The sequence below is a fragment of the Bacillus sp. FSL K6-1006 genome, from assembly GCF_038593175.1.
Taxonomy (GTDB): domain Bacteria; phylum Bacillota; class Bacilli; order Bacillales; family Bacillaceae; genus Bacillus; species Bacillus safensis.
Genome location: NZ_CP151970.1, coordinates 1,871,768 through 1,898,048 on the forward strand (window position 1 = coordinate 1,871,768; position 26,281 = coordinate 1,898,048).

20 protein-coding genes are annotated in these 26,281 nt (G+C 43.4%); 6 read left to right on the forward strand and 14 right to left on the reverse strand.

Going from position 1 to position 26,281, the window contains the following annotated elements:
* The first annotated feature begins 1 nt into the window (after window position 1).
* Both NSS65_RS09570 and NSS65_RS09575 read left to right on the forward strand, forming a co-directional pair.
* On the forward strand, window positions 2-1,087 hold the full coding sequence (locus tag NSS65_RS09570) for a GerAB/ArcD/ProY family transporter (protein WP_326135153.1): 1,086 nt from the start codon (window positions 2-4) through the stop codon (window positions 1,085-1,087).
* Entirely contained in the window at window positions 1,084-2,184 is a 1,101-nt protein-coding gene (locus NSS65_RS09575; protein ID WP_046311370.1) for a Ger(x)C family spore germination protein, read from the forward strand. The genes NSS65_RS09570 and NSS65_RS09575 overlap by 4 nt, the downstream gene beginning before the upstream one ends.
* Window positions 2,185-2,190: 6 nt before the next feature.
* Here the strand turns inward: NSS65_RS09575 and NSS65_RS09580 are convergent, their stop codons facing one another.
* Together NSS65_RS09580 and NSS65_RS09585 are read right to left on the reverse strand one after the other, a co-directional pair.
* A complete protein-coding gene (locus tag NSS65_RS09580; protein WP_326135154.1) occupies window positions 2,191-3,030 on the reverse strand; it encodes a hypothetical protein in 840 nt (279 codons plus the stop codon).
* A gap of 195 nt (window positions 3,031-3,225) precedes the next feature.
* The gene (locus tag NSS65_RS09585) at window positions 3,226-3,456 is read right to left on the reverse strand and encodes an excisionase family DNA-binding protein (RefSeq protein ID WP_034284049.1); all 231 of its coding nucleotides are present in this window, start codon (window positions 3,454-3,456) and stop codon (window positions 3,226-3,228) included.
* A gap of 322 nt (window positions 3,457-3,778) precedes the next feature.
* On the opposite strand from NSS65_RS09585, the gene NSS65_RS09590 reads away from it, so the two are divergent.
* Window positions 3,779-4,381, forward strand: coding sequence for a DedA family protein (locus tag NSS65_RS09590; protein ID WP_034284052.1), 603 nt, complete (start codon window positions 3,779-3,781; stop codon window positions 4,379-4,381).
* A gap of 38 nt (window positions 4,382-4,419) precedes the next feature.
* Here the strand turns inward: NSS65_RS09590 and NSS65_RS09595 are convergent, their stop codons facing one another.
* Window positions 4,420-5,241: a uroporphyrinogen-III synthase gene (locus tag NSS65_RS09595; protein WP_046311372.1), complete on the reverse strand. Its 822-nt coding sequence runs from the start codon at window positions 5,239-5,241 to the stop codon at window positions 4,420-4,422.
* 142 nt (window positions 5,242-5,383) lie between these two features.
* On the opposite strand from NSS65_RS09595, the gene NSS65_RS09600 reads away from it, so the two are divergent.
* Window positions 5,384-6,004, forward strand: a complete 621-nt coding sequence (locus NSS65_RS09600; protein ID WP_024425703.1) for a GPR1/FUN34/YaaH family transporter — start codon at window positions 5,384-5,386, stop codon at window positions 6,002-6,004.
* A gap of 38 nt (window positions 6,005-6,042) precedes the next feature.
* On the opposite strand, the gene NSS65_RS09605 is transcribed toward NSS65_RS09600, so the two are convergent.
* A complete protein-coding gene (locus tag NSS65_RS09605) occupies window positions 6,043-7,062 on the reverse strand; it encodes an LLM class flavin-dependent oxidoreductase (protein WP_034284055.1) in 1,020 nt (339 codons plus the stop codon).
* 173 nt (window positions 7,063-7,235) lie between these two features.
* On the opposite strand from NSS65_RS09605, the gene NSS65_RS09610 reads away from it, so the two are divergent.
* A complete protein-coding gene (locus tag NSS65_RS09610) occupies window positions 7,236-10,643 on the forward strand; it encodes a collagen-like protein (RefSeq protein WP_342467377.1) in 3,408 nt (1,135 codons plus the stop codon).
* A 21-nt stretch (window positions 10,644-10,664) separates the two neighbouring features.
* Here NSS65_RS09610 and NSS65_RS09615 read toward each other — a convergent pair whose 3' ends face one another.
* The 9 genes from NSS65_RS09615 to NSS65_RS09655 form a co-directional block, all read right to left on the reverse strand.
* Window positions 10,665-11,225, reverse strand: coding sequence for a CatB-related O-acetyltransferase (locus NSS65_RS09615; RefSeq protein ID WP_061109222.1), 561 nt, complete (start codon window positions 11,223-11,225; stop codon window positions 10,665-10,667).
* A 64-nt stretch (window positions 11,226-11,289) separates the two neighbouring features.
* Complete coding sequence (locus tag NSS65_RS09620; RefSeq protein WP_061109223.1) at window positions 11,290-12,657, reverse strand: MATE family efflux transporter; 1,368 nt, start codon at window positions 12,655-12,657, stop codon at window positions 11,290-11,292.
* 25 nt (window positions 12,658-12,682) lie between these two features.
* A complete protein-coding gene (gene dacB / locus NSS65_RS09625; RefSeq protein ID WP_061109224.1) occupies window positions 12,683-14,167 on the reverse strand; it encodes a D-alanyl-D-alanine carboxypeptidase/D-alanyl-D-alanine-endopeptidase in 1,485 nt (494 codons plus the stop codon).
* A 126-nt stretch (window positions 14,168-14,293) separates the two neighbouring features.
* Window positions 14,294-15,268 carry a pectinesterase family protein gene (locus tag NSS65_RS09630; protein ID WP_326134781.1) on the reverse strand — a complete coding sequence of 325 codons (975 nt, stop codon included), beginning with the start codon at window positions 15,266-15,268 and terminating at the stop codon, window positions 14,294-14,296.
* Window positions 15,269-15,356: 88 nt separating this feature from the next.
* Window positions 15,357-16,058 carry a DUF421 domain-containing protein gene (locus NSS65_RS09635; protein ID WP_101676952.1) on the reverse strand — a complete coding sequence of 234 codons (702 nt, stop codon included), beginning with the start codon at window positions 16,056-16,058 and terminating at the stop codon, window positions 15,357-15,359.
* A 66-nt stretch (window positions 16,059-16,124) separates the two neighbouring features.
* Entirely contained in the window at window positions 16,125-16,448 is a 324-nt protein-coding gene (gene nirD / locus NSS65_RS09640; protein WP_024422642.1) for a nitrite reductase small subunit NirD, read from the reverse strand.
* Window positions 16,449-16,471: 23 nt separating this feature from the next.
* Window positions 16,472-18,883, reverse strand: coding sequence for a nitrite reductase large subunit NirB (gene nirB / locus NSS65_RS09645; protein WP_081124488.1), 2,412 nt, complete (start codon window positions 18,881-18,883; stop codon window positions 16,472-16,474).
* Between the two features lie 69 nt (window positions 18,884-18,952).
* A complete protein-coding gene (locus tag NSS65_RS09650) occupies window positions 18,953-21,112 on the reverse strand; it encodes a molybdopterin oxidoreductase family protein (RefSeq protein WP_101676951.1) in 2,160 nt (719 codons plus the stop codon).
* The gene (locus tag NSS65_RS09655) at window positions 21,109-23,358 is read right to left on the reverse strand and encodes an FAD-dependent oxidoreductase (RefSeq protein WP_326134782.1); all 2,250 of its coding nucleotides are present in this window, start codon (window positions 23,356-23,358) and stop codon (window positions 21,109-21,111) included. The genes NSS65_RS09650 and NSS65_RS09655 overlap by 4 nt, the downstream gene beginning before the upstream one ends.
* A gap of 168 nt (window positions 23,359-23,526) precedes the next feature.
* On the opposite strand from NSS65_RS09655, the gene NSS65_RS09660 reads away from it, so the two are divergent.
* Window positions 23,527-24,729 carry a nitrate/nitrite transporter gene (locus NSS65_RS09660; RefSeq protein ID WP_326134783.1) on the forward strand — a complete coding sequence of 401 codons (1,203 nt, stop codon included), beginning with the start codon at window positions 23,527-23,529 and terminating at the stop codon, window positions 24,727-24,729.
* A gap of 60 nt (window positions 24,730-24,789) precedes the next feature.
* Here NSS65_RS09660 and gltD read toward each other — a convergent pair whose 3' ends face one another.
* A complete protein-coding gene (gene gltD, locus NSS65_RS09665; protein ID WP_024428371.1) occupies window positions 24,790-26,274 on the reverse strand; it encodes a glutamate synthase small subunit in 1,485 nt (494 codons plus the stop codon).
* Window positions 26,275-26,281: the final 7 nt, after the last annotated feature.

Sequence of the window (26,281 nt, forward strand, 5' to 3'; positions counted from 1 at the left end):
CATGAGCTCTTCTTCTGTCAAAGAGAAATTTCAAATATCCCCTTTTTTTGTGTTTTTTCTCATTAATGCCAATCAAGTAGGTGTCGGCATTTTAAACTTTCAAACGAACCTTGTCCGTTCCATGAATAATGACGGATGGATCGCCATTCTAATTTCTGGCATCAGTGTCAATGTGATGATCTTTCTGATTTACTTGATGTTTAAAAAGGCTCCTTCGGATGAATTTGTTCATATTACAAAATTCGTATTTGGTAAATGGATTGGGCAATTATTCAATATTCTCTACATCTTATACTTTTCATGTTTGTCGCTTACTGTCCTCGTCCATTATATGGATGTAATCCATGTGTGGCTGTTTAAAGAAATTCCGGGTTTTTTGTTTGCTGCTGTACTGCTTGTGCTAGTGTATTACATTCATACCGGCGGCTTTAGAACCATTGCAGGATGGGCGTTTTTTAGCATTATACTCACATATTGGATGACGTTTATTTGCTTTTACGTCATGAAATATAGTCACATTCGCTTTATGTTTCCAATGTTTGATCATACATTCTCGCAGCTGGTAATGGGTCTCAAAGATGCCTCCTTACCCATGTTTGGTTTTGGAACGCTGCTTGTCTATTATCCCTTTATTAAAAAAGCACAAACGTCACAAAAATTTGCCCACATGGGAGCATTATTCACGACATGCTTAAATTTACTTGTCTTTCTCGTATCCATTGCGTATTATTCGAGTGCTCAGCTTAAATTAACAAAATGGCCAACATTGACGTTAACAAGCATTGTGAAACTTCCCTTCATTCAGCGCTTTGAATTTATTGAAGTGTCTCTTTGGCTGCTTCTTATTATTCCAAATATCGCGATTCCATTATGGGCTGCGAGCCGAATGGCGAAACAAGTATTTCATACAAGCCAGCGCGTCAATTTAATCGGTCTCAGCATTCTCATTCTGATCATGTTTTCGTTTTTTGCCGGTGCAACTTCTTTTGAAACCTTTAATCAATGGGTGGAATATAGCGGATTCATTCTGATCTATGGATTGATTGTCTGTATGGTCATTGGACTGATGCTGAAAAAACGAACATGAAACAGTATGTACTCATAGGTCTTATGTTGTTTAGTCTTTTGTTAACTAGCTGTGCACAGCCCCGGCTATTAGATGAATTAAATATCTCTCAGGCGGCAGGATTTGATTTAATGGAAGATGGCGAAATGAAGGGCTTTTTTGTCTTTCCCGTCTTTAAAAGTGAAGAGCAAGGCAGCTATCAAATATTAAGTGCAAAGTCAAACACGATTAGTAATATCCAATTTCTCGTGTCAGAAAAATCGCCTTTTCCGGTGGTTATGGGCCAGGTGCTCGTTATTTTAGTCAGTGAAAAGTTAGCAAAAGAAGTCGGCATGATCGATTTAATGAATTACATTTATCGTGATCCTATTATTGGTTCACGCCAAGTGTTTGCGATTGTTGGCGGAGAAGTCGAAGAATTATTATACACAAAAATGAATCAAACGAACTTAAATATAGGTGTATATCTCTCTGATCTGTTAGCGCAAAATATGCGAAATGGCAATGAGCCAGTCACAAATCAGCATATTTTTATGAATCAGATGATGGCAAAAGGGGTCGATGCTTATCTCCCTTACATTGAAAGAACAAGCAATGCCATCAAGGTCTCGGGCGTTGCTCTATTTGATCAAGAAAAAATGGTGGGTCATATTCCAGGAGAAGACACGTTCACATTTAAAGCGATGATTGAAAATCATAAAAATGGCATCTATGAGTTTCAATTGCAAGATCGAGCGAAGACTCATGTTGTCATTGAAAATATCAAATCACATGTGTCTTACCAGATCAAACCGACGAAAAACCTAACAAAAAAGCCTCATATCACGATAGATATCAAACTAAAAGGCGAATTGAAAGAATTCATGAAGTCCAAAAAAATCGATAAACCGAATATATTGGACCAAGTCGAAAAAGAAGTTGAAAAACGTATCACTCAGCAAGGAGAAGATCTTGTACAGTCCTTTAAAAAGCAAAACATAGACCCGCTTGGACTGGGCCTTAGATATAGATCAAAAGACAAGGCAATGACACCAGAAAAATGGCAAGACATTTATCCTGATGCGGATGTAAAAGTGAAATGCCGCATGAAAATTGTTCAAACGGGAGTCAGCCAATAAAAAGGCTTATTCAAATATGTCTTGTTTGTTCTCCAAGATTTTGGACACTTTCATTTTCACTCGTGGAACCTGATCTTTTTGATTAACATCATGTAAAATCTTCTCTACTTCATTTTTATCAGTTTTAAGGATTTTAGGTGAAAATTGTTCCACTAGGGCCGGTCTATTTCCTGCACAGTTTGCCATTGTATCTAGTGCAATTAAGCTGAAAGACCTTCCTTTGTTTAGCCAAGATTTCATTCTTTCCCAGGTTGGACAGCTGACGGCTGCCAGCCTTCCCCACTGATCGTGAAAATGGGTGCAATTTGACTCCATCCAATCCAATATTTTGTGAGAACGGAAACGGTGCAGGCAAATAAAAGCCTCTAACGGCAATTCTTTTTCACTGATCGATTTCATTTTTTTCAATATATGGTGTAATCCCTCATCTTCTGGCAAACAGCTGGCTGCTGCCCACGAAAGCGGATAAAGGAATTCTTCGTCCGCCTGATCCAAAAGTTCCCTTACCCATTCAGCGGCAACTGTACCTAGAACATCAGCTGCGATTTCTAACATTCGTGATTTCACTTCAGCATGCTCCGTTTCATAAAACCTACTATGAACGAAATCCAAGATTTTTTGCTGGTCGTGCTGTTTCAACGCATCGATGACATCATCCTCAAGAAACCATCTAGTAATTGAAAAGTCTATTAAAGACGCCAAATCATGCCTAACGACGTGTAATGTTGGAGCTTTCTCACTTTTGGTGACGATGACGTCCTTCTCTGATTGGAAAGCCTGTCCGTCCTCTCCATAAAAATCATCGTGCAGTAAAAATTGGTTAGGAGAATGGCTGTTTCGGTTCATCAGACGCTTCTACAACATTCATTTCGTTTTTTTGACAGGCGTCACATAAAGTAGTTGTCCCCACCATTTTCACTTCCTTTTACTGCTAATGATTGTCATTCGAGAAAGAGCGGGAACCATTTGAGCATAAGTTAATATAAAGATTATTCTTTCTACATTGATCCATGTTGAATCAATTGAAAAAATGACAATATTCTAATCTTCATCCTTTACATCGGGGTCTTCCGGAATCGGTTCATTTAAGATCTCTTGGACGAGCTCTTTATATTGTTCGAGCTGCTTTAAATGCGTTTGAAACTGCCCTTGATAAATAAGATAAGATTCCCCGTCAAATACGTAACGGATCTTTTTTTGCTGGATTAATTTTTTAATATACGCTTCTGATACTTCCAAGTATTCAGCTGTTTCTGCAATTGTTAAATACATGTTTGTGCACCACCCGTTCGTTTCATCTAGCAAATTATATCATGTTCTGCTGAAAAAACGGATGCAGCCTATTCTTTTATGGTGACTATTTTTCACATAGCAAGTAGATCGTCTAAATGCCGGCAAATATGGTATGATAAAATCTGCTAGACGAGAGCTTTTTAACATAGACTTGATGAAAAAGCCAGGTTCAGTGGTGTCTGTATGAGCCGCAAGCCATGCTGGCATATATAGAAAGCATACTCATGAGAAAAGCAAAACAAGCATAGGCTCTTATAAGGATGCTTGAAGAAAAATCGTATTTAAAGGCAGAGTGAAATGAATGGGAACCTTTTTTAATGAAATTTTAACCTGGCTGACAAGCCTTGGTTATGTAGGTGTAGCACTAGGGCTGATGATTGAAATCATTCCGAGTGAAATTGTACTTGCCTATGGCGGATATATGGTGTCAACAGGCACAATTGGTTTTGTAGGAGCTGTGATTGCCGGCGTCATCGGTGGTACGCTCGCCCAGTGTTTTATTTACTGGATCGGTCTGTACGGCGGAAGACCTTTTTTAACAAAGTATGGAAAGTATTTGTTCATCCATGAACATCATATCGCGACTGCAGAGCGCTGGTTTGACCGGTATGGAACCGGTGTAGTCTTTACCGCCCGCTTTATCCCTGTTGTCCGTCATGCCATCTCGATTCCAGCGGGTATTGCCAAGATGCCTTTTTTGAAATTCGTTTTCTTGACAGGATTAGCTGCCATCCCTTGGTCTATCTTATTTATCTATCTTGGCATGCAGCTTGGGACAAAATGGGATCATATTCAAAGTGTTGCTCATGCTTATACAACCCCTATTATGGTCATTGCCATTGTCCTGATTGTTCTCTACTTTGTACTCAAAAAAATTCGGACGAATCGAAAACGGACAATCTAACCAAAACGCCTTTCACTGATCTGGTGAAAGGCGTTTTTTTATGAGTGTGCTGATTGTTTTTCCATATATCGGGATAGCTCTATTATCATTGCACCCATTCTCTCAAGTGACGGGGCAAGAATTCGGTCTATTCCCTCTTCTTTTAAAGCTTCAGCAGTGACTTTCCCGACGGCTACTGCAAGCACGTGCTGCTCGAATAATGCTTGCAATTCTTCTTTTCTTCCCCATTCTGCAGCTAGTTTGAAAAAGGCGTGAACTTGGACAGCGGTTGTAAAACAAACGGCATGTACTTGTCCATCTTTCATTTCTTTCAGCAGCGTTTCAGCTGCCTCTGGTTCAGGAGGTGTGTGCTGATATGGTAAAAGCGGCAAAACATCTGCCCCTTTTTCATGTAAAAACTGAATGAGAGCTGGTGCATTTTCACCATGAAGCTGCACCATCACACGTTTGCCTTGAAATTCCTTGTCTTCAAGCTTTGAAATCAAGTCACGAACTGTACCGTCTTCATCAGAGAGCTCAGGCTGAATTCCGCGTTTTTTCAAAGCAGCAAAGGTTTTGTACCCTCTTGAAGCAATATGGGCATTTGATAGAATGTTCATAAATTCTTTACCAAGCTGCAGCTCTTCTGCACTCTCAATCAATGTATCTGTACCGATGCCTGTTGTCAAGATCACCCAGTCGGCCCCTTGTTTCACAAAGGTTTCTATGCCTGGCTTTAATTCCTCTTTGGCTAAAAATACGGTTCCTTGAAGAGAGCGAATAACGGCTTGTCCCCCTTGCTTTTCGACAAGTGTACGCATTTCTTCTGTTTTTCTCGTTCCACAAATGGCAATCGTTTTTCCAGATAAGCCCTTCCTCATTTTATCCCTCTTTTTCTATCACATTTGATATGTATTAAATATAGATTTATTTGGAAGACGATGCAAGTGTCTACTAAAAAAGAGCTTGACGTTTCTATCGAATTCGAGTATCTTTTGTAAGTGCAAATTGTAGGAGGTCATTATGGAAAAACAGAATGTTCAAGCAATTCGATTATCAATTGCAGACCCAACACCACTTGGTTTGTTTGGTTTAGCAATGGTGACGCTCGTTGCGTCCTCACAAAAACTAGGAATCACAGATGGCACTTCCCTTATTTTACCTTGGGCTATCTTCCTTGGAGGAATCGCGCAGCTGATCGCGTCCATACAAGATTCAAAGCATCATAATATTTTTGGAGCCACTGCTTTTGGCGCATTCGGTCTTTTCTGGATGGGCGTTGGAACAACTTGGCTCATTCAAGCCGGCGTTTTTGGGAAAACGCTTGCGGGAGCAGCAGATCCAAAACAGTTAGGTTTTGCGTTTATTGGTTATTTGATTTTCAGCTTGTTTATGACGATTGGTGCAATGGAAACACATAAAGTATTATTTTTGATTTTCGTCTTTATTGATTTCTTATTCATTGGTCTTTCCCTTAGCACTTTTGGTGTGATGTACGATGTGACTCATACCATGGCTGGTATTGCAGAATTGATTATTTCCCTGCTTTCATTTTATGGTTCTGCAGCTGTTGTCCTAAATACACATTTTGGCCGTATCGTTTTGCCAATCGGACAACCATTTCGCATTTTTACAAAAGCTTAAATAAAAAAGAACTGCTCTGTGCAGTTCTTTTTTTATGTTTATTTTTCTTGTGCCTCTTGAAAGATCTCTCCGATGATTTCATACGAACGCATTCTTTCTTGATGATCGAACATATCAGAATTAATCATCACTTCATCTGCTTGTGTAGCTTCAATAAAGGCTTCTAATTCTATTTTTACTTTTTCTTTATCCCCAATGATAGTCGAGCTTAATTGTTCATCCACCATCGCCTTTTCATATGGACTCCAAAGACCGTCCATGCTGTCGACAGGCGCCTTCAGTTTTCCTGGTGTGTTGCGAATGAGACTTAAAAACCGCTGATAATGAGAGGTTGCCAAGTATTCAGCCCGTTCTGTTTCATCTGCAGCAAAAACCGTCACACCGACCATGGCATAAGGCTCTTTTAATACATCAGAAGGTCTAAAGGACTGTCTGTACAACTCTAACGCAGGAATTGTATTTTTAGGTGAGAAATGTGCTGCAAAGGCAAATGGTAATCCAAGTTCTCCTGCAAGTCTGGCGCTAAAACCACTTGAACCAAGGAGCCAAATCGGAATGTCCAGACCTTCTCCTGGAACAGCTCTTACATGTTTTTTAACCTGACCGGTCGGCTTGAAATATTGACGAAGTTCTTCAAGCTGCTCTGGGAAATCTTCTCCGTTATGAAGATTACGTCTAAGCGCTCTTGCTGTTAACTGATCCGTCCCTGGTGCTCTGCCAAGACCTAAATCAATTCTCCCTGGATACAATGTCTCAAGTGTGCCAAATTGTTCGGCAATGACAAGTGAAGAGTGGTTTGGCAGCATAATCCCGCCAGATCCTACTCGAATTTTTTCGGTTCCTCCCGCAATATATCCAATTAAAACAGACGTTGCAGAGCTCGCTACCCCTTCCATGTTATGGTGTTCTGCCAGCCAGTATCTATGATAGCCCCACTTCTCCGCCTTCTTTGCTAAATCCATACTACGATCAAAAGATTCTTTAATGGTACCTCCTTCTGTCACTGAGGATAAATTTAAAACGGAATAGGCTTTGCCTTGTAAAACTGATTGACTCATAAATGATGTCCCCATTTCTGTCAAAAATCATACTATTTTATACTTTCAACACCATAACACAAATTCATGAAAGATTTAAATGATTTGATTCGATGATTTTCGAAATGATGATTTCCTAGGTTTTACTTCCAATTTGAAAATTTGCACATAGAATGAAATATCAATTCTAGGAGATGGGCAATTTGTACAATCAATTCGAACACAAATGTCCCTTTTGCGGTAAATACCATGAACAGCCTCATTACAAAAGATCACGTCATGACCGTCCTCGAAAAAGAGACTGTCCATTCATTAAACAAGAATATCCAACACAAAAGATATCTCAAGGGAATCAACCTTGCCAGATTGCAAAAGGAATAAAACAATCAAAACCAAATCAAAGAGCTGGACCAAGAGGCCCGGCAGGCCCAGCAGGTCCCCCTGGACCAACCGGACCTACTGGACCTGCTGGCGGGTTAACCGGCGCTCTTCCTTTTGATCCCTCACAATCACAAGATTATGATGCAGGGCAAGTGGTCACGTTTAATGGCAGTACTTACATTGCCAATGTTGACGATCCATCAGGAATACCTGGACTCTCCCCCGACTATACCCTTTTGGCTGCTTCTGGAGAAACTGGGCCTACGGGGCCTACTGGGATCGGATTAAGTGGTGTTGAAGCCTATGATCCTGTTATGGCAACAACATATTCAGTAGGGCAAGTGGTCACTTATGGTGGTGGTACGTATATAGTGGATTCTGCACCACCTTCAGGTACGCCAGATACGTCGTCAGATTACACACTTTTAGCAGCACCAGGTGAAACTGGGCCTGCAGGCGCTACGGGGATCACCGGTTCAACTGGACCTACTGGTGCCACCGGGATCACCGGTTCAACTGGACCTACTGGTGCCACCGGGATCACCGGTTCAACTGGACCTACTGGCGCTACGGGGATCACTGGAGATACTGGGCCTACGGGTGCGACAGGTATTACTGGATCAACTGGCTCTACCGGCGCGACGGGGATCACTGGATCAACTGGACCTACCGGGGCCACTGGTATCACTGGTTCAACTGGACCTACTGGTGTGACGGGGATCACTGGAGCTACCGGTCCTACGGGTGTCACGGGGATTACTGGACCAACAGGTCCTACTGGTGTGACGGGGATCACTGGATCTACCGGTCCTACTGGCGCTACGGGTATTACTGGAGCTACTGGGCCTACGGGGGCAACGGGTATCACTGGAGCTACCGGACCTACCGGGGCCACGGGTATTACTGGAGCTACTGGGCCTACGGGGGCAACGGGTATCACTGGATCTACCGGTCCTACTGGTGCCACCGGTATTACCGGATCTACCGGTCCTACTGGTGTCACTGGTATTACTGGACCAACAGGTCCTACTGGTGTGACGGGTATCACTGGACCTACCGGACCTACCGGTGCCACGGGCATCACTGGATCTACCGGTCCTACTGGTGCCACGGGGATTACTGGAGCTACTGGTGATACAGGGGCGACGGGGATCACTGGATCAACTGGACCTACTGGTGCCACCGGGATCACCGGTTCAACTGGCTCTACCGGCGCAACGGGGATCACTGGTTCAACTGGACCTACTGGTGCGACAGGTATTACTGGATCAACTGGAGCTACTGGCGCCACGGGCATCACTGGTTCAACTGGACCTACTGGTGCCACGGGGATCACCGGTTCAACTGGACCTACCGGGACCACGGGGATCACTGGAGCTACCGGACCTACCGGGGCCACGGGGATCACCGGTTCAACCGGACCTACTGGTGCCACGGGTGTCACTGGTATTACTGGACCAACAGGTCCTACTGGTGTGACGGGGATCACTGGAGCTACCGGACCTACTGGTGCCACGGGGATTACTGGATCAACTGGCTCTACCGGCGCAACGGGGATCACTGGTTCAACTGGACCTACTGGTGCGACAGGTATTACTGGATCAACTGGCTCTACCGGTGCCACGGGGATTACTGGAGCTACTGGACCTACTGGCGCCACGGGCATCACTGGTTCAACTGGACCTACTGGTGCTACGGGGATCACCGGTTCAACTGGACCTACCGGGACCACGGGGATCACTGGAGCTACGGGTCCTACGGGTGCGACGGGTATTACTGGAGCTACGGGTCCTACGGGTGCGACGGGTATTACTGGAGCTACGGGTCCTACGGGTGCGACAGGGATTACCGGAACTACTGGTGATACAGGGGCCACGGGGATTACCGGATCTACCGGTCCTACTGGTGCCACCGGTATTACCGGATCTACCGGTCCTACTGGTGTCACTGGTATTACTGGACCAACAGGTCCTACTGGTGTGACGGGGATCACTGGAGCTACGGGTCCTACTGGTGCGACAGGGGTTACCGGAGCTACGGGTCCTACTGGTGTAACGGGTATCACTGGAGCTACCGGACCTACTGGGGCCACGGGGATTACTGGAGCTACCGGTCCTACTGGTGTGACGGGTATCACTGGACCTACCGGACCTACCGGTGCCACGGGCATCACTGGAGCTACGGGTCCTACGGGTGCGACGGGGATTACTGGAGCTACGGGTCCTACGGGTGCGACGGGTATTACTGGAGCTACGGGTCCTACGGGTGCGACGGGTATTACTGGAGCTACGGGTCCTACGGGTGCGACAGGGATTACCGGAACTACTGGTGATACAGGGGCCACGGGGATTACCGGATCTACCGGTCCTACTGGTGCCACCGGTATTACCGGATCTACCGGTCCTACTGGTGTCACTGGTATTACTGGACCAACAGGTCCTACTGGTGTGACGGGGATCACTGGAGCTACCGGACCTACTGGTGCCACGGGGATTACTGGATCAACTGGCTCTACCGGCGCAACGGGTATCACTGGTTCAACTGGACCTACTGGTGCGACAGGTATTACTGGATCAACTGGCTCTACCGGTGCCACGGGGATTACTGGAGCTACTGGACCTACTGGCGCCACGGGCATCACTGGTTCAACTGGACCTACTGGTGCTACGGGGATCACCGGTTCAACTGGACCTACCGGGACCACGGGGATCACTGGAGCTACCGGACCTACCGGGGCCACGGGTATTACTGGACCAACAGGTCCTACTGGCGTGACAGGTGTCACTGGGGCTACTGGAACAGGTGGTTTTACAGATACAGCACTTTATGCTGCTAATAGTTCTGGCCCTACCATCGTTACTGTAGCAGGAGGAACGAATATTCCTTTGCCAAACTTTCAAAACATTACTGGTTTTACAGCAAACGGCACTAGTACTGTTTTTACCGTTCTGCAAACTGGTAAATATTATATTACGTATCAAATCAACACCACTACAGCTCTTTTGATTAATACACGTTTGCTTTTAAATGGAACAACTACTATTTCTGGTTCTGTTCAATCACCTGTTATCTCAACTTCATTAATCAACAACACTGTTATTGTTAATTTAACAGCTGGTAATACCATCTCACTGCAGTTTTTTGGGGCGGTTGTCACAGCTATTTTAGTTAGCGGAGGTGGTGCTGCTGGAGCAGCCTTGACCATCATACGTCTTAGCTAAACTAAAAAAAGAAAGGCTTTTTCAGCCTTTCTTTTTTATGTCTTCTATTACATTTATACACTGTTCAATATCATACGATTGCAAAAGATGAAAAATAGATTGGATGATTGAAAACTCTAAATTCCACCATTCTAATAACTGCAGTTTTTCGATTATTTCGGATGAAAATCGATATTTCATGAGCTGCTGGGGATTTCCTGCGGCAATTGCATATGGCGGCACATCTTTTGTGATCACACTATTTGCCCCGATCACGGCCCCGTTTCCTATACTTACTCCTGACATAATCGTCGCACCATATCCAATCCATACGTCATGTCCAATATGAACATCTCCCTTCGATTTGGGATGTCCTTTAATATGGGCAGCTTCTTTAAAAATTTGATTAAACGGATACGTTGTGACCCAATCAGTACGGTGTTCCCCGCCTAGAAAAATTTTCACTTCGTTTGCGATAGAACAAAACTTCCCAATATGTAATGTCGTTCCTTCCCCCCACGTCAGCACTTGGAAATCTGGTCCGGCATAAGAAAAGTCACCGATATTGTGCGAGCTCAGTTCATTTCTTTGATTCAAAAACATAGAAGATTCGGCCTCCTTAAAAGTGAGAGATCTTCGTATGTATATGCTGTCTTACACCTTTACATTATGATTGAACAAGCGAGACAATTTGTTTTTTCTTCCATACGAGCTGATAGTAGCTGTATTGGAGGAGTAAGTTCACAAAGAAAGCAGCTGGGTAGCCAATCCATATTCCTTTAATGCCAAGAGATGTATAGTGCGATAGCACATAAGCGACTGGTACTTCTACAAGCCAAATGGAACAAATACTAAAGATCGTCGGCCAAAGAACCGTCCCGCTTGCTCTCATTGTGGCTGCAACAATTTGGGCCGTTCCAAAAATGAGATAGCTCCATAATGTAATGACGACCAAACTATAGGCAATATCTATCGTGCCAGGGTCTGTTAAAAAAATAGATAAAATCTGCGGTGCAAAAATATAAACGAAAATAATGATACATCCGCCTATGGCAAAGTTAAGACCTAACCCAATTTTAATGACATCTTTCAGTCGATTCATATTTCCCGCGCCAATGAATTGAGCTGCAAAGATCGAGACCGCAATGCCAAGGCTCACTGCCGGCATCTGCACATAACTCACGACTTGATTGACAACACCATAGGCAGCTGTTGCCTGTGATCCATAATCGTTGACGAAAGAAATAACGGCAATTTCTGATAAAGAAATGAGGATCATATTAATGCTTGATGGGATACTGAGCTTTAATAACGTTTTTAATAGATCTCCTTTCATCAATAAATGCTTTCTCACCGATGCATCAATGCGAAGCGGGTGCTTTGTCTTATATAAGTAGATGTGTAGAATGATAAATGTCACAATTGTTGAAATCACAGAAGCATACGCAGCGCCGTATAAGCCGAACGCTGGCAGTCCCAGCCATCCAAATAATAAAATGGGCAGCATCAAAATATTCGTTGCCGTACTAATCATTAAGAAATAAAATGGCGTTTTCGAATCCCCTGTCCCTCGCAAGAAGGTCGTATAAACAAAATAAAGAAATAAGATCGGCATTGAGATGAATAGAATTCTAGCATAGCCCGCACTTTCCTCCACGATATTAGCGGGTGTTCCCATAAGGTTTAAGATGTCTGTTGCGAAAAAACCTCCAATGATCGCTAAAGATACTCCGATCAAAAAAGTGAATGAAAGCGTTGTGCCAATAATTTCTTTTAATTTCTGTTCATTTTTTGCTCCATACGCTTGTCCAATAAGGATCGAGCTTCCCGATCCAATTCCAATGGAAAAAGAAACGAGTAAAAAGAAAAGCGGAAAGAATGCAGAAATGGCAGCTACTGCATCCTCTCCAATCCATCTTCCGACAAGAACAATAGACACTAATTGTCCGATCGATTGCAAAATATTACTTAGCAAAAGCGGGATGAGAAAAATGGACATGGTTTTTACTAAAGATTGATTATTATCTAACGTCATGATGGTTCTCCTTCTCTCTCTAAATCTAAAGATTCTCAGCTAGTATGCTGACAATACGGTCTTCTATCTCTTTCCCTTTTTCGTCATCAACAAGGTGATTTAATAAGATGGAAAAAGCGAGCGTTTTCCCGCCCTGCGTGTCAATATATCCAGAAAGTGTGCTGACCGTTGTTAACGACCCTGTTTTTGCACGTACTTTTTCTAGTGTAGCTGGTTCCTTCAATCTGTTTCTTAACGTTCCCCCCACCATTCGTTCACTTGCCCCTGCTAAAGGGAGCGCATGTTCATAGGTTTTAAACCATTTTTCCTTTTGAATGTTTGTCAAAAATAAAGTGAACTGGTTAGCAGAGACAAGGTTAATAGGTGATATGCCCGATCCGTCACGCAGCACTGCAAGCGAAGGATCGATGCCAAACGCAGGAAGCCGTTCATTCATGACATCCAGACCCGCTTCAAAGCTCCCTTTGTTCTTCACTTTTTTCCCTAGTTCCTTTAGCAAAATTTCTGCATGGGTATTGTTGCTTAATTTCATCATAGGAACAAGCAGCTCTGATAATGGCATCGATGTATGGGAGGCAATTTTTTTGGCTTTTTTAGGAACTTGTTTTGATTTCAGCGGTCCTTTTACTTGAATCCCTTCCGCCTTTAACGCTCGTTTCATTAAGTCTAAAGCATAGGCGGACGGATCCCATAAAGCTACCCATTGTTTAGATGAGCTCGCTTTAACAGGAATAGTCCCAGTCAACGTAATCTTGTTGGTTCCGTGAGAGCGCTTAAAAGAGATTTTCTTTTTTTCACCTTCTGGAACTGTTTTCACTTGATTGATGACTTGAGCGACATCCGTCTTTGGGATCATATCATATGCGGCTTTCTGTCCTGCTTTTTTTCCTGGTTTTACTTCGAGAATCACGGTCCCTGCATCATAATCTTGATTCGGTGAAGCCGTGAGAGCAGAAATTTGTGCCCCGTAATATTGATCCTCATCACTCCAAGGCAGGTCAATGGAGTATCTCGTGTCATCAAACCAAGTGTCATCTGCCGCAAGCTGCCCGCGAATGGTATGTATTCCGGCCTTTTTGACTTGTTTGGCAAGTGCTGCAAAATCCTCCTCTAATAAAGTCGGATCGCCGGTGCCACGAAGATAAAGGCTGCCATGTAGCGTTTTCTTTTGAATGGAACCATCCATCCAGATGTCTGTAGGGAATGTGTGTGTTTCTCCAAGTATATCAAGTGCGATGGCTGATGTGAGCAGTTTCATATTAGAAGCAGGAGTAAGACGAATATCGGCTTGATGTTCATAAAGAAGAGAGGTGTCAGAAGTATCGCGGACGCTGATGCCAGAGATCGCGCCCTCTAAATCAGGTGCTGTTCGTATGAATTCGTCTAAAGCTGTCATCCATTGAAGTGAATCGTCACGAGCTTTGAGTTGTTCATCTTTCGCTGAAAAAGGGAGAAATAAAATCGACAGGATACATATTTGTAAAAACATGAGCTGTGAAAAACGCTTCACGCAATCCCTCCTTTTTGTTGCAGCCAATTTTAGAAGAATATGTTCATTATACACAAAAGAACGTTTGTTCTCAAAGGTTTTTTAAACAGAAAAGTCAGCTTTCTTTGACGAAAACTGACAAGCCCCTTACCTCTTTTCTGGATTCCAGCCATCGGTTCCGCGAAGAACAGCCTGAACCGTGATTTGACTTGCTTCATTTTGGGTTAAAATGGTTGACCATTTTACGCGGTTTGCTGGACTGCTTCCCGCTCCTGTCGATCCAAATTCTTTATATCTGGCCGTTCTTTCATTGTCACGGTTATCCCAGTTATGCCATCCCTCTGCTTTCACATGATCATCCATTTTTGTATGAAGGAATGTTACAGCCGAATGAGGTCTCCACGGACGTCCTAAATAAACCGATTGCGCAGCTGCCGTCCCCTTTTTCAGCGTAGAGTCCATGAATACATAGCCGTACCTTTGCGCTTCTGTTGTGGATGCTGCAGTAATATACCCATTTCCAAGGCTTTTTATTTCAGCTCTTTTAAACACAGCTGTGGCTGATCCAAAAATAAAATCAACCGTGCCCTCAATATAGCAGTTTTCATAATATTGCCGCCCTGTGCCTGTTGCATAAAGTGTATCTTGATAGCCTAACACGCGTATTTGTTTGAACACAGCCCGGTCGCCAGACACATACAGCGCAACTGCCTGACCAGCATGTCTGCCAGCTGTATTTTGAAAGGTGATATTTTCTGCATAAAAATCGTTTGCACGAATCATTGTGCTTGAGCTGTTTGTTGTACTCCCAGTGCTTGCATTTGTATCATCATACGTAAGGATCGTCTTGTGCTGGTTTTCGCCAATAAAGGATACGTGTGGTTTATTTTGCGGAAGCAAAATTTTTTCTTTATATACGCCATTTTTAATATAGATCGTTACCGGTTGTTGATTGTTTGCTGGAATCGCATCAATGGCAGACTGAACGGTGCGGTATGTCCCGCTTCCCTTTTGATCAACGACAAGGACGCGGTTATGCCCGGCTTCTGCTGCTTGAAGTGAAGCGAAGTCAAAAAGAAAGAAAGACAAGACCATAACAATCCATACGTTTCTATATTTCATCACATATCTCCTCCTCATTTTGTGAACGTTTTCATCAAACATTCTTTTTGATCCTATTCCATACACGCACAAAAAAACACCCACGTTTTTATGTTGTGGATGTTTTTTTAGACTTTTCATATTGCATCGCATAAATCCCTTCATTTTCAACCCATTCACAAAATAGAACGTCTCGATAAGAGGAAATATGCTGCTTTTTTAATTGCTTATTCAGCCAGGATTCATCAAAGCCGGCTTCTTGTAAATCATCTTTTAAGATTTCGCCGTCAATAATAAATGTTCTAGGCAATTTCACTTCTTTTCCCTTCACGTTCACATCTTCTGCTGTGGCTGGCGCGTATTTCATTTTCGGAAGAACACTGACAGAACCGTCCGTTTCCAAAATGGCATATTCAATTTCATTCAGTGCAAAATGGCCTTTTGCGCGAACCAGTGTCTGCAGCTGATTGATATCAAGCATATTCTTCTTTAACCGATTGTAGTGAATCTTCCCCTTATCAATCACAAGAGTAGGTCTTCCTTCTAAAAAAGCGCGAATGGATTTAAAGCGCTGTGAAAGCCATTCAACTGTATAAATAAGTACGCCCCATACCGCAACAGCAAATAAAATGTGCTGAATCCTGACTTCTGGGTCAAAAATGGCGTTTCCGACCATTTCGCCTAAAATTAGTGCAGAAATAAAATCAAACGGTGTGATTTGTGCAAATTGTGTTTTCCCTAATAATTTTGTAATAAAAAATAAAGCGAAAAATCCGATTAAGAGTTCAATCAAAATATTAACGAACGGCACAAAAATTCCTTCCTTTCTTGCTGCATTTATATACAGCATATACATGAAAGGAAGGATCTAAACCATTTATGAAGGCAATAAAATAAAGACATTGTCCCCTTCAACGAATGTTTCATATGTTTTAACGCATCCGTGATCTGGTGCTTGCACGTTTCCTGATGAAAGATCAATTTTCCAATCATGCATTGGGCAGAAAACGTGATTCCCGCTGACCATGCCTTCAGCCAGAACGCCGCCTTTATGAGGACAGCGATTTTCAATGGCTTTGAACTGCTTATTAGAGGTTTGAAAAACAGCTAATTCAAGTGTACCGGCTTCAACTGTTTTACCTAGCTGTAGCGGAAAATCTGATAGGGTGCCAATGTGAACTTTAACAACTGAAACTGTCATATGATCTCATCCCTTCAATTGATTTATACGGAAGCCGTCGCTTTTTGAAATAATTGTCTCGTGTCTTTTTGACTCTCGCGAAGCTCCTGCCAAGGCTCTTCATATGTTGAAAGCGCAATGTCCATTCTTTCGATTAAGGCTGCTCGTTTTTCATCATCCAGGAGTACTGATTGAATATGATCTAACCCAAGTCGCTCAACCCAAGCAGAGGTTCTTTCTAAATAATTTGCCGTTTCTCTGTAATATTGCAGGTATGCTGCGGCCATTTGCTCTACTTCTTCTGCTGTACTGACCTTCATTAATAAATCTCCAGCCCGCAGGTGTGTGCCGCCATTTCCGCCGGCGTACAATTCAAACCCTCCATCTATCCCCACAATACCGAGGTCTTTAATTCCGGACTCTGCACAGTTTCTCGGACAAGCAGAGACGGCCATTTTTACTTTATGCGGTGTCGCAAGACCTTCAAATTTCTTTTCAAGTGCAATTCCAAGAGCCATGGAGTCCTGCGTGCCGAACCTGCAAAATTGTTCTCCAACACATGTTTTAACTGTTCTTAAAGATTTTCCATATGCATAACCCGATGGCATATCTAGATCCGCCCACACTTTAGGTAAATCTTCTTTTTTGACACCTAGAAGGTCAATACGCTGACCGCCAGTCATTTTCACAAGCGGTATTTCATATTTGTCGACGACATCGGCTATTTTTCTCAAGTCATTTGCATTGGTGACGCCGCCGTACATTCGCGGAACAACTGAATAGGTGCCATCGTTTTGAATATTGGCGTGCATGCGTTCATTTACAAAGCGTGAGCTCTTTTCATCTTTGTATTCAAGTGGATGAAGCATGCCTAAATAATAATTCAGTGCAGGGCGGCATTTTGAACAGCCCTCTTCTGTATTCCAGTCAAGTACATTCATCACTTCTTTGACATGCTGCAGCCCTTTCTCTTTGATTTCATGAATGACTTCATCTCGTGAAAGGGTAGTGCAGGCGCAGATGGTTTCTTTTTGGGCTGTCCGGCTTGCATCCTCACCTAGCGTATGCCAAAGAATCTCTTCGACAACAGGCTGACAGCCTCCGCAAGATCGTGAGGCACTTGTACATTGCTTGACTTCCTGAAACGTTGTTAAGCCTTCTTTCTGAATGGCTTCCACAATCTGCCCTTTTGACACGCCATTACAGCCGCAAACGATATGGTCGTTTGCCATGCTGTCAATCGTGCTTTCTTGCGCCGGATCATTGGAGGTTAAGACAGATACCTTCTCCATATCCGACATATCTATTCCTTCTTTAATGTACGAGAATAAACGAGGTCCGTCGCTTGTTTCTCCAAACATGACGGCGCCTACTAATCGGTTTTGCTGGAAGACGAGTTTTTGATAGATGCCTTTTTGTTCGTCAAAAATCTTAATCGCTTTTTTCTCATCGTTTTCAATAAAATCACCAGCTGAAAATACATCAACTCCTGATACTTTCAGCTGTGTTGACAGAACAGAGCCTTCATATGGAGCAGGGTTCAAGCCGCATACATGCTTGGCAAGTACAGTCGCTTGATCGTATAAAGGAGCAACTAATCCGTACGTTTGTCCCCTGTGTTCCACACATTCTCCGACGGCATAAATGCCCGGGACACTTGTTTCCATAAAATCATTGACGATAATCCCACGGTTCACTTCAAGCCCGCTTATTTCTGCAAGCATTTTACTTGGTTTAATTCCCGCAGCCATGACGACTAGGTCTGTCTCAAGTGTAGTGCCATCTGAAAATGATAATCCTTCTACTCTTGTATCTCCTAAAATCTCATTTGTCTGTTTTCCTAACAGGAATTTCATCCCCTGTTCTTCTAATGCTTTTTGAAGAAGCTGGCCTGCAATAGGGTCTAGCTGGCGTTCCATTAAATGAGAGCTGAGGTGGATGACATTCACTTCCATGCCTAAGTTTAATAGACCGCGTGCTGCTTCAAGCCCAAGGAGTCCGCCTCCGATGACTGCTGCTTTTTTGTACATAGTAGAGGCATTGACCATTTCCTCAGTGTCTTGCAATGTACGAAAAGCCGTCACGCCTTTTTTATCACTCCCTGGAATTGGAAGGATGAATGGAAGTGACCCTGTTGCTAAAATCAATCGGTCATAATGCACGGTCCGTCCTTGATCACTGGTGACTGTTTGGTTCTCTGTATCGATCTTCACTATAGTCTCGTTTGTAAACAGCTGAATATCATGCTCATGATACCAGTTCCAATCGTTTAACGTAATATCTTCGACCTTCGTATCCCCTTGAAGCACTTTCGATAAAAGAATTCGGTTATAGTTAGGATGCGGTTCAGTCCCAAATACCGTCATGTCGAAACGTTCGCTGTCTGTTTTTAAAATGTTTTCAAGGCTTCGAATGCCGGCCATACCGTTCCCCACTAATACGAGTTTTTCTTTCATGATAAAACACCCCTCATGTGATCATTTTTTAGAAAGTACCATAATCTAAACATAGATGGAAAATACATGTTAAAATTTCTCACATAGTTTTTCATTCACGCAGGCTGACAGCTGTACAGGACAATATTTAAAGCCTGGCATTTTACTGTGCGGATCTAGTTGGTCATCAATTAATTGATTAATTGATTGATGTTTGCTCCAGTGAAATGGAACAAATACGGTATCTTTTCGAATGGTGTCTGATATGCGGCATCTGATGATGACACTTCCTCTTTTTGACTTGATGGTCACGAGCTCCCCGTGCTGAAGTCCATACGTTTTCGCTGTGTCAGGGTGAAGCTCTGCATATGCTTCAAACTGTCTGGCAACAAGAGAGGTGCTCCTTCTTGTTTGAACGCCTGTTTGGTAATGAGCCATCACCCTGCCGGTCGTTAAATAAAGAGGGTATTCTTGACTGACGGGTTCCTTTGCAGCCTTTTTTCCATGTGTGACAACGGCAAACTTCGCTAAACTGTCAGAATGTGAGAATGCATGTTCAAATAATCTTTCAGTTCCCGGATCTTCTAAATGAGTACAAGGCCACCTTATGCCTTGTTCCTTCCTCAGCCTTTCATAGGTTATGCCTGAATAATCAGCCTTTGCACCTTTCGTAACGGCTCTTATTTCCTCAAAGATCTCTTCTGCGGATGAAAAGGAAAAATGGCTGCCTTTGCCTAATACAGCTGCTATTTCACAAATGATTTGCCAATCGTGCTTTCTTTGGTGTTTAAGTGGATATGTTGCTTCTCTAAGCGTAACGCGCCCCTCTATGTTTGTCACGGTACCTTCATCCTCTAAATATGACGAAGTCGGTAAAATTACATCTGCCAGCGCAGCTGTCTCAGACATAAATAAATCAACGGCAACAAAAAAGGACAAGTTCTTGATGGCTTGCTGAATCAAGTGCGCGTTCGGCCCTGACTGGACAGGGTTTGAGCACATTAAAAAGAGCGCTTTGATCTCACCTGCCTCCATTTTTTCAAACATCTCAAAAGCAGACACACCCTTTCCTGGGAGTTCTTTTTCATCAATGTTCCATCGTTCAGCCATTTCTTTTCTGTGACCAGGGTTTGAGATATCTCGATATCCTGGAAGCTGATCTGCTTTTTGCCCATGCTCCCTTGCTCCCTGGCCATTTCCCTGGCCGGTTATTGCGCCATAGCCGCATCCAAAGCGGCCGATCTTCCCAGTAACAAGCAGAATATTCAGGAAATTACGCACAGAAGCTGTACCGTCTATTTGCTGCTCAATGCCTCTTGCTGTAAAAATCATGCCTGTCTTTTCTTGTGCGAATTTCCTTGCTATTTTCTGCATCACATCAATCGTCACGCCGGTTTGCTCAGCAATGTCTGGCAGGGAGATGCGTGAGATATGCTCCTTTAGTTCTTGGAAACCTGACGTTCGTTGATGAATAAATGATTCATCGATTAAATGCTCATGCAGCATGATGTGCAATATGCCGTTTGCCAGTGCGGCATCTGACCCTGGTTTTAGGCTGACATGTAAATCGGCTAATTGGGCAGTCGGAGTTTTGCGCGGATCAATGACGATGAGAAATGCGCCATTGTTTTTCGCCTCTTCGATGTAGGGCAGGAAGGTTGGCTGACATTCCGCTATATTCGTTCCAACCAATATCAACACTCGTGCATGCTTGATGTCGCTTAGAGGAAAGGTCAGGCCACGGTCAAGTCCGAATGTTTGATTTGCGGCAGTTGCTGCCGAAGACATACATAGTCTCCCGTTATAATCGATGTATTTTGTTTTCAGCGCCACTCTTGCAAATTTCCCGAGTAAGTACGCTTCCTCATTTGTAATTGATGCGCTTCCGTACACACTGATCACATCATGGCCATGTGACAGCTGAAGGGATTCTATGTTTGTTTTGATTTCCTCAAGAGCCTCCTGCCATGTCGCTTTTACAAACTGTCCGTTTCTTTTGATCAGCGGGTGATTCAGGCGATCTTTATGGAGCGCGTGCTGGTGGGCATGCTGTCCTTTCATACAAAGTCTTCCGTGCGTAGTTGGATTGTGTACACCAATCGTTTGGTAGCGTGTTCGCCCTTCCACATGCTGCTCGATTAATTGCATTTTGCACTGCATACTGCAAAAAGGACATTGGGCTGGGAACACTCGCTTTTGTTCTTCCTGCTTTGATTTTTGCTGGGCATATTGTAAAAAAGATTGACTCATACCTTCACATCCTTATGACTTACATTTTCTTGTCTGCTTTGGTCAAATTGCGCACAGAGCTCTTCTCTTATTTCCTCATCAAGCAACTTTTCTCGAATAGAAATGTTCCCTTGCCGGGAAAGCCAATCACCAATGGATTCTTGAAAGTAAGCATTTTTCCTATACTCTTCAAGCAGCGCTTTAAAAAAAGGGATAAGCTCACTTGAATGAGCCAAGGTGTAAAAAAGCTGGCCTCCTATATAAATGTTCCTTTCACCCAGCTGCTTTTTCAGACAGATGTCATCAATTGGAGCAAGTTTACACGTGCAGGAAGCACCGGTGATATGAATGGAGGTGACAGCTGGTAAAAGTGTATCTTCCACTTGTCTTTCCAGCTCTATCACAAGTGACGTGACTGCTGGATCACTGCAGTCGCATGAAAGGATATGAGATAGTCTTCTTTTCTCATTGGGCATAATTGGCCAATGATTTTTGACGATTTGTGCCGCCTGTTTTGACACACCGATAAGCCGTATTCGTTTATGCTTTGTCAGCTCTGCCTGCTCAATCAGCCTGTTCTCTAACAAAGACGTAATGATTTTCAAAAAATCCAAATCAAGCCGGCCTCCATATAATTGAGGAATCAACATGTCTTCCTGCTCAGCAGCGCCGATTTTTTCCACCGATCCTTGAAATTGCTCGAGATAGTATTGAATGGCCGGCCGGCAGATGCCGCAGCCGTGATTCGTTTTCCATTGAAAATGTCTTCTTATTTCTTCAGCATTCACCGGCTGCTGCTTTTTAATAAACGAAAAAATGTTCTGCTCATCTGCTTCTGTACATGGACAATAAAAGGCCTGCGATTCCGTTTGTTCATGTGATGATAACTGGCAGCAAGCACGGACGAGCTCTTGACACCCGCCGCACCCGGTTGCTGCCCCTGTCTGTTTTTTCACCTCTTCTAAGTTTGTCAGCTGATGAACCGAAATGCTTTTTAAAATCGTCCCTTTTGTAACGGTTTGACATTGGCAGACGAGATCTTCCATTTTTAATGAATCTAGTGGGGATGCTTGCTTTTCATAAAGGGATTTCATGACCACACTTTTATCACGTCCCACTTTCACATCTTGCAAAAGCTGATCGGCATGCTGCAGCTCTCCGACGAATAAAATGCCTGCCAGCGCCTCACGTTCAAAGACGAATTTTTTATATACCTCTTGCTCTTCATCTAAATAAGTCACAGCTGACATAAACGGAGAATGATGTTCAATACATCCAGCAGAATAAATCGGCAAATCAGGTACTTTTAATTTTGTTGAGTAAATGGGCTTGGGTGTATGTGTGATTTTTTCCCCTAAAAGATGCTTAGCGAGCACGCTTGCTTGTTCATAAATGGGCTGAACAAGACCGTGCACCATCCCTTTGTGCTCTGCACATTCTCCAATCGCATAAATATTTGGGATATTTGTCTCCATCACGTCATTGACAACAATGGCTTTTCTCGTGTGTATGCCATGATTCTCTGCAAGCTGTATATTCGGACGGATACCTGTTGTAAAAACAACAAGATCAGCCTCCACGATGTCGCCATTTTTCAATAGAACGCCTTCTACCCTCTCACCGCCTAAGCATGCAATGGTATGGGCATTTGTTTTCACCTGAATCCCTTTTCGTATAAATTGTCGCTGTAATAATCCGGCGGCTGTTTCATCTAATTGTCGCTGCATGAGCCGCTCCGTATGATGAATGATGGTGGTTTCCAGCCCCGCAATCTGCAGACCAGCTGCCACCTCCACACCAAGCACGCCGCCTCCGATCACTGCTGCTTGTTGATAATGCACCGCATCCGCACAAATGGCCTCATAATCATCAATTGTCCGAAAAGCGTATATCCCTTTTTTGGACACACCCTGAATAGGAAGAAAATTCGGCGATGAACCCGTTGCAATGACGAGCTTGTCATAGGGAATTTCCCGGCGCGCATCTGTCATGACACATTTTCGATTTGTATCGATATGTATAACTGATTCTCCTTTGTACAATGTGATGTCATGCGCGGTGTACCATTCTTTATCCTTTAGTTCAATTTGAGCTAATGATTCGCTTTTTTGTAAAATGGGCGAAAGTTTTATTCGATTGTAGGCAGAGTGCTTCTCTTTTCCAATGACTGTTATGGCGTAATGTTCTGGATGCTTTTGAATGATCTCTTCGATACATTTCATACTCGCCATGCCGTTTCCGATAAACACAAGTTTGCGTTTTGTCATCTGAAATCAACCTTTCTAAGCCTCTGGCTCGAGCACATTGTATGGATTGATTATGGCACACACTTGTAAAAAAGTGTTTATTCATGTCAATTTTTCTCACATAATACTTTCATTACATAAGTGAACTCGCTATCTTTAAGTCAGAAAATTCAATAGAGGAGGCGTTTTATGAAACTCTCAGAATTAAAATCAAGTGGTCATCCTAAGACATTGTTTGGTTCCTTTTTATATTTCGATGTGAGCTTTATGATCTGGGTTTTGTTAGGAGCGCTGGGTGCTTTTATTGCGCAAGATTTTGCTTTATCAACCGTAGAGAAAGGCATGATTGTCGCCATTCCAATTCTATCTGGTTCTTTTTTTCGGATTGTGCTCGGTTTATTCACCGATCGAATAGGACCTAAAAAGACTGCAGTGATGGGAATGCTTTTAACGACCCTTCCGCTCATTTGGGGGTTTATCGCTGGTACAACCCTTTCAGAGCTCGTACTGATTGGGATTTTGCTTGGAGTAGCAGGAGCAAGTTTTGCTGTTGCTTTGCCAATGGCAAGCCGCTGGTATCCTCCTCACTTACAAGGAGTAGCTATGGGGATTGCAGGCGCGGGGAATAGTGGAACACTGATCTCCACATTATTTGGTCCAAGGCTTGCGGAGATTTACGGGTGGCATGCCGTAATGGGGCTCGCTCTGATTCCGTTAAGTCTTGTCTTTTTGTTCTTTATTTTCACTGCAAAAGATGCACCAAATCAGCCCGCTCCTCAGCCGATTCGGTCGTACTTTTCAGTATTTCAAGTGAAATCGACATGGTTTTTCTGTCTGCTTTATGCGATCACATTCGGAGGGTTTGTCGGGCTTTCTAGTTTCCTCAGTATTTTCTTTGTGGATCAATATGGGGTTTCGAAGATTCATGCTGGTGATTTTGTGACCCTTTGTGTGGCGGCAGGCAGCTTCTTTCGTCCTGTGGGCGGTCTCATTGCCGATAAAATAGGTGGAATGAAAGTACTGCTTGGATTATTCGGAATCATCGGCATCTGCTTAGGGGGAGTGAGCAGTCTTCCAGCTTTACCTGTGGTCATTGCGCTTTTATTTGCCGGGATGATGTGTCTTGGGATGCGGAATGGCGCTGTTTTTCAGCTGGTGCCTCAAGTATTTCATAAAGAAATTGGGATTGTGACCGGAATTGTTGGGGCTGCTGGAGGCATTGGCGGATTCTTTTTACCTAATATTCTTGGCAGTTTAAAAGAATTGACTGGCTCATATACGTTTGGCTTTTTGACCATTTCTCTTTTTGTTCTTATTGTCTTCCTCTGTTTAGTCGTATCGCAGCTTAAACGTAAAAAAGTGTTGATCAATCATACCATTTCTGAATCATAAAAAGCCATGACCACACGTTGGTCATGGCTTTTCTTTATATTGTAACACCCTTTGTTTGACCTATTTTGGCAGAACCGAACTCCCCATTAAATAACGGTCTACCTCGTGCGCCACTTGTCTGCCTTCATTAATTGCCCAGACAATCAAGCTTTGCCCGCGTCTTGCATCTCCCGCTGCAAATACGCCTTCTACATTTGTTGTATATTCCCCATATTTTGCGTCAATGCGATTGTTTTTGCTGTCCACGCCAAAGTGTTTCACAAGCGGCTGTTCAGTTCCCTCAAAACCAATTGCAATAAAGACGAGCTGAGCAGGCCATACCTTCTCTGTTCCTGGAATCTCATGAAATTCAAACTTCCCTTGTTCGTTTTTCACCTTTTCCATTTGAATGGTATGAAGCTCTTTTAATTTCCCATTTTTATCTGCCACAATTTTTGTGGTTTGAATTGAATATTGACGCGGATCTTCTCCGAATTTGGCTTGTGCTTCTTCATAAGCATAATCCAGCGAGAAGACATAAGGCTGTTCTGGCCACATGTTATCCCCTACACGTGTATCCGGAAGCTTTGGATGCTTCCCGAATTGAACAACACTTTTTGCTTTTTGGCGAAGTGCAGTTGCAACGCAGTCTGCACCTGTGTCTCCTCCGCCAATCACAATTACGTCTTTTCCTTTTGCATCAATGAAGTTTTTGTCTTTAAATCCTGAATCAAGCATGCTTTTCGTTGCCAGGGTTAAATAATCCATCGCAAGGTGAATCCCTTTTGCTTCCCGGCCTTCAATCAATAGATCACGCTGTTTTTGTGCACCTGTACAAAGGATAACGGCATCAAACTGCTCTTTCAGTTCATCAGCAGTAATATCCACACCGATTTCTGTGTTCGTCACAAAGTCAATGCCTTCTTGTCTTAGAAGTTTGACTCTTCGCTCGACCACTTCTTTATCGAGCTTCATATTCGGAATCCCGTATGTCAGCAGTCCGCCAAGGCGGTCAGAACGCTCGAACACTGTTACAGCGTGCCCTGCTTGGTTTAATTGATCAGCACTTGCAAGTCCTGCTGGTCCTGAGCCGACAATGGCAATTTTCTTCCCTGTACGGCTTGAAGGGATTCTTGGTGTGATCCATCCATTTTCAAAGCCTTTATCAATGATCGTACGTTCGATATTTTTAATCGAAACAGCTGGATCATTGATAGCGACTGTACATGACCCTTCACAAGGTGCCGGACATACTCTCCCAGTAAACTCTGGGAAATTATTTGTTTTTTGAAGTCTTTCGAGAGCTTCTTTCCATCTTCCGCGATAGACAAGATCATTCCACTCTGGAATTAAATTGTAGATCGGGCAGCCAGACACGCCGCCCCTGATCTCCATCCCAATTTGACAAAACGGTGTTCCGCAATCCATACATCTAGCGCCCTGCTTCTTCAATACGTCATCTGTATAAGGAGCTGAATATTCTTTCCAGTCATTTTGACGAGTGAGAGGGTCACGTTCATTTGGCTTTTCTCTTTTATAATCCATAAAACCTGTTGCTTTGCCCATTGTCCTC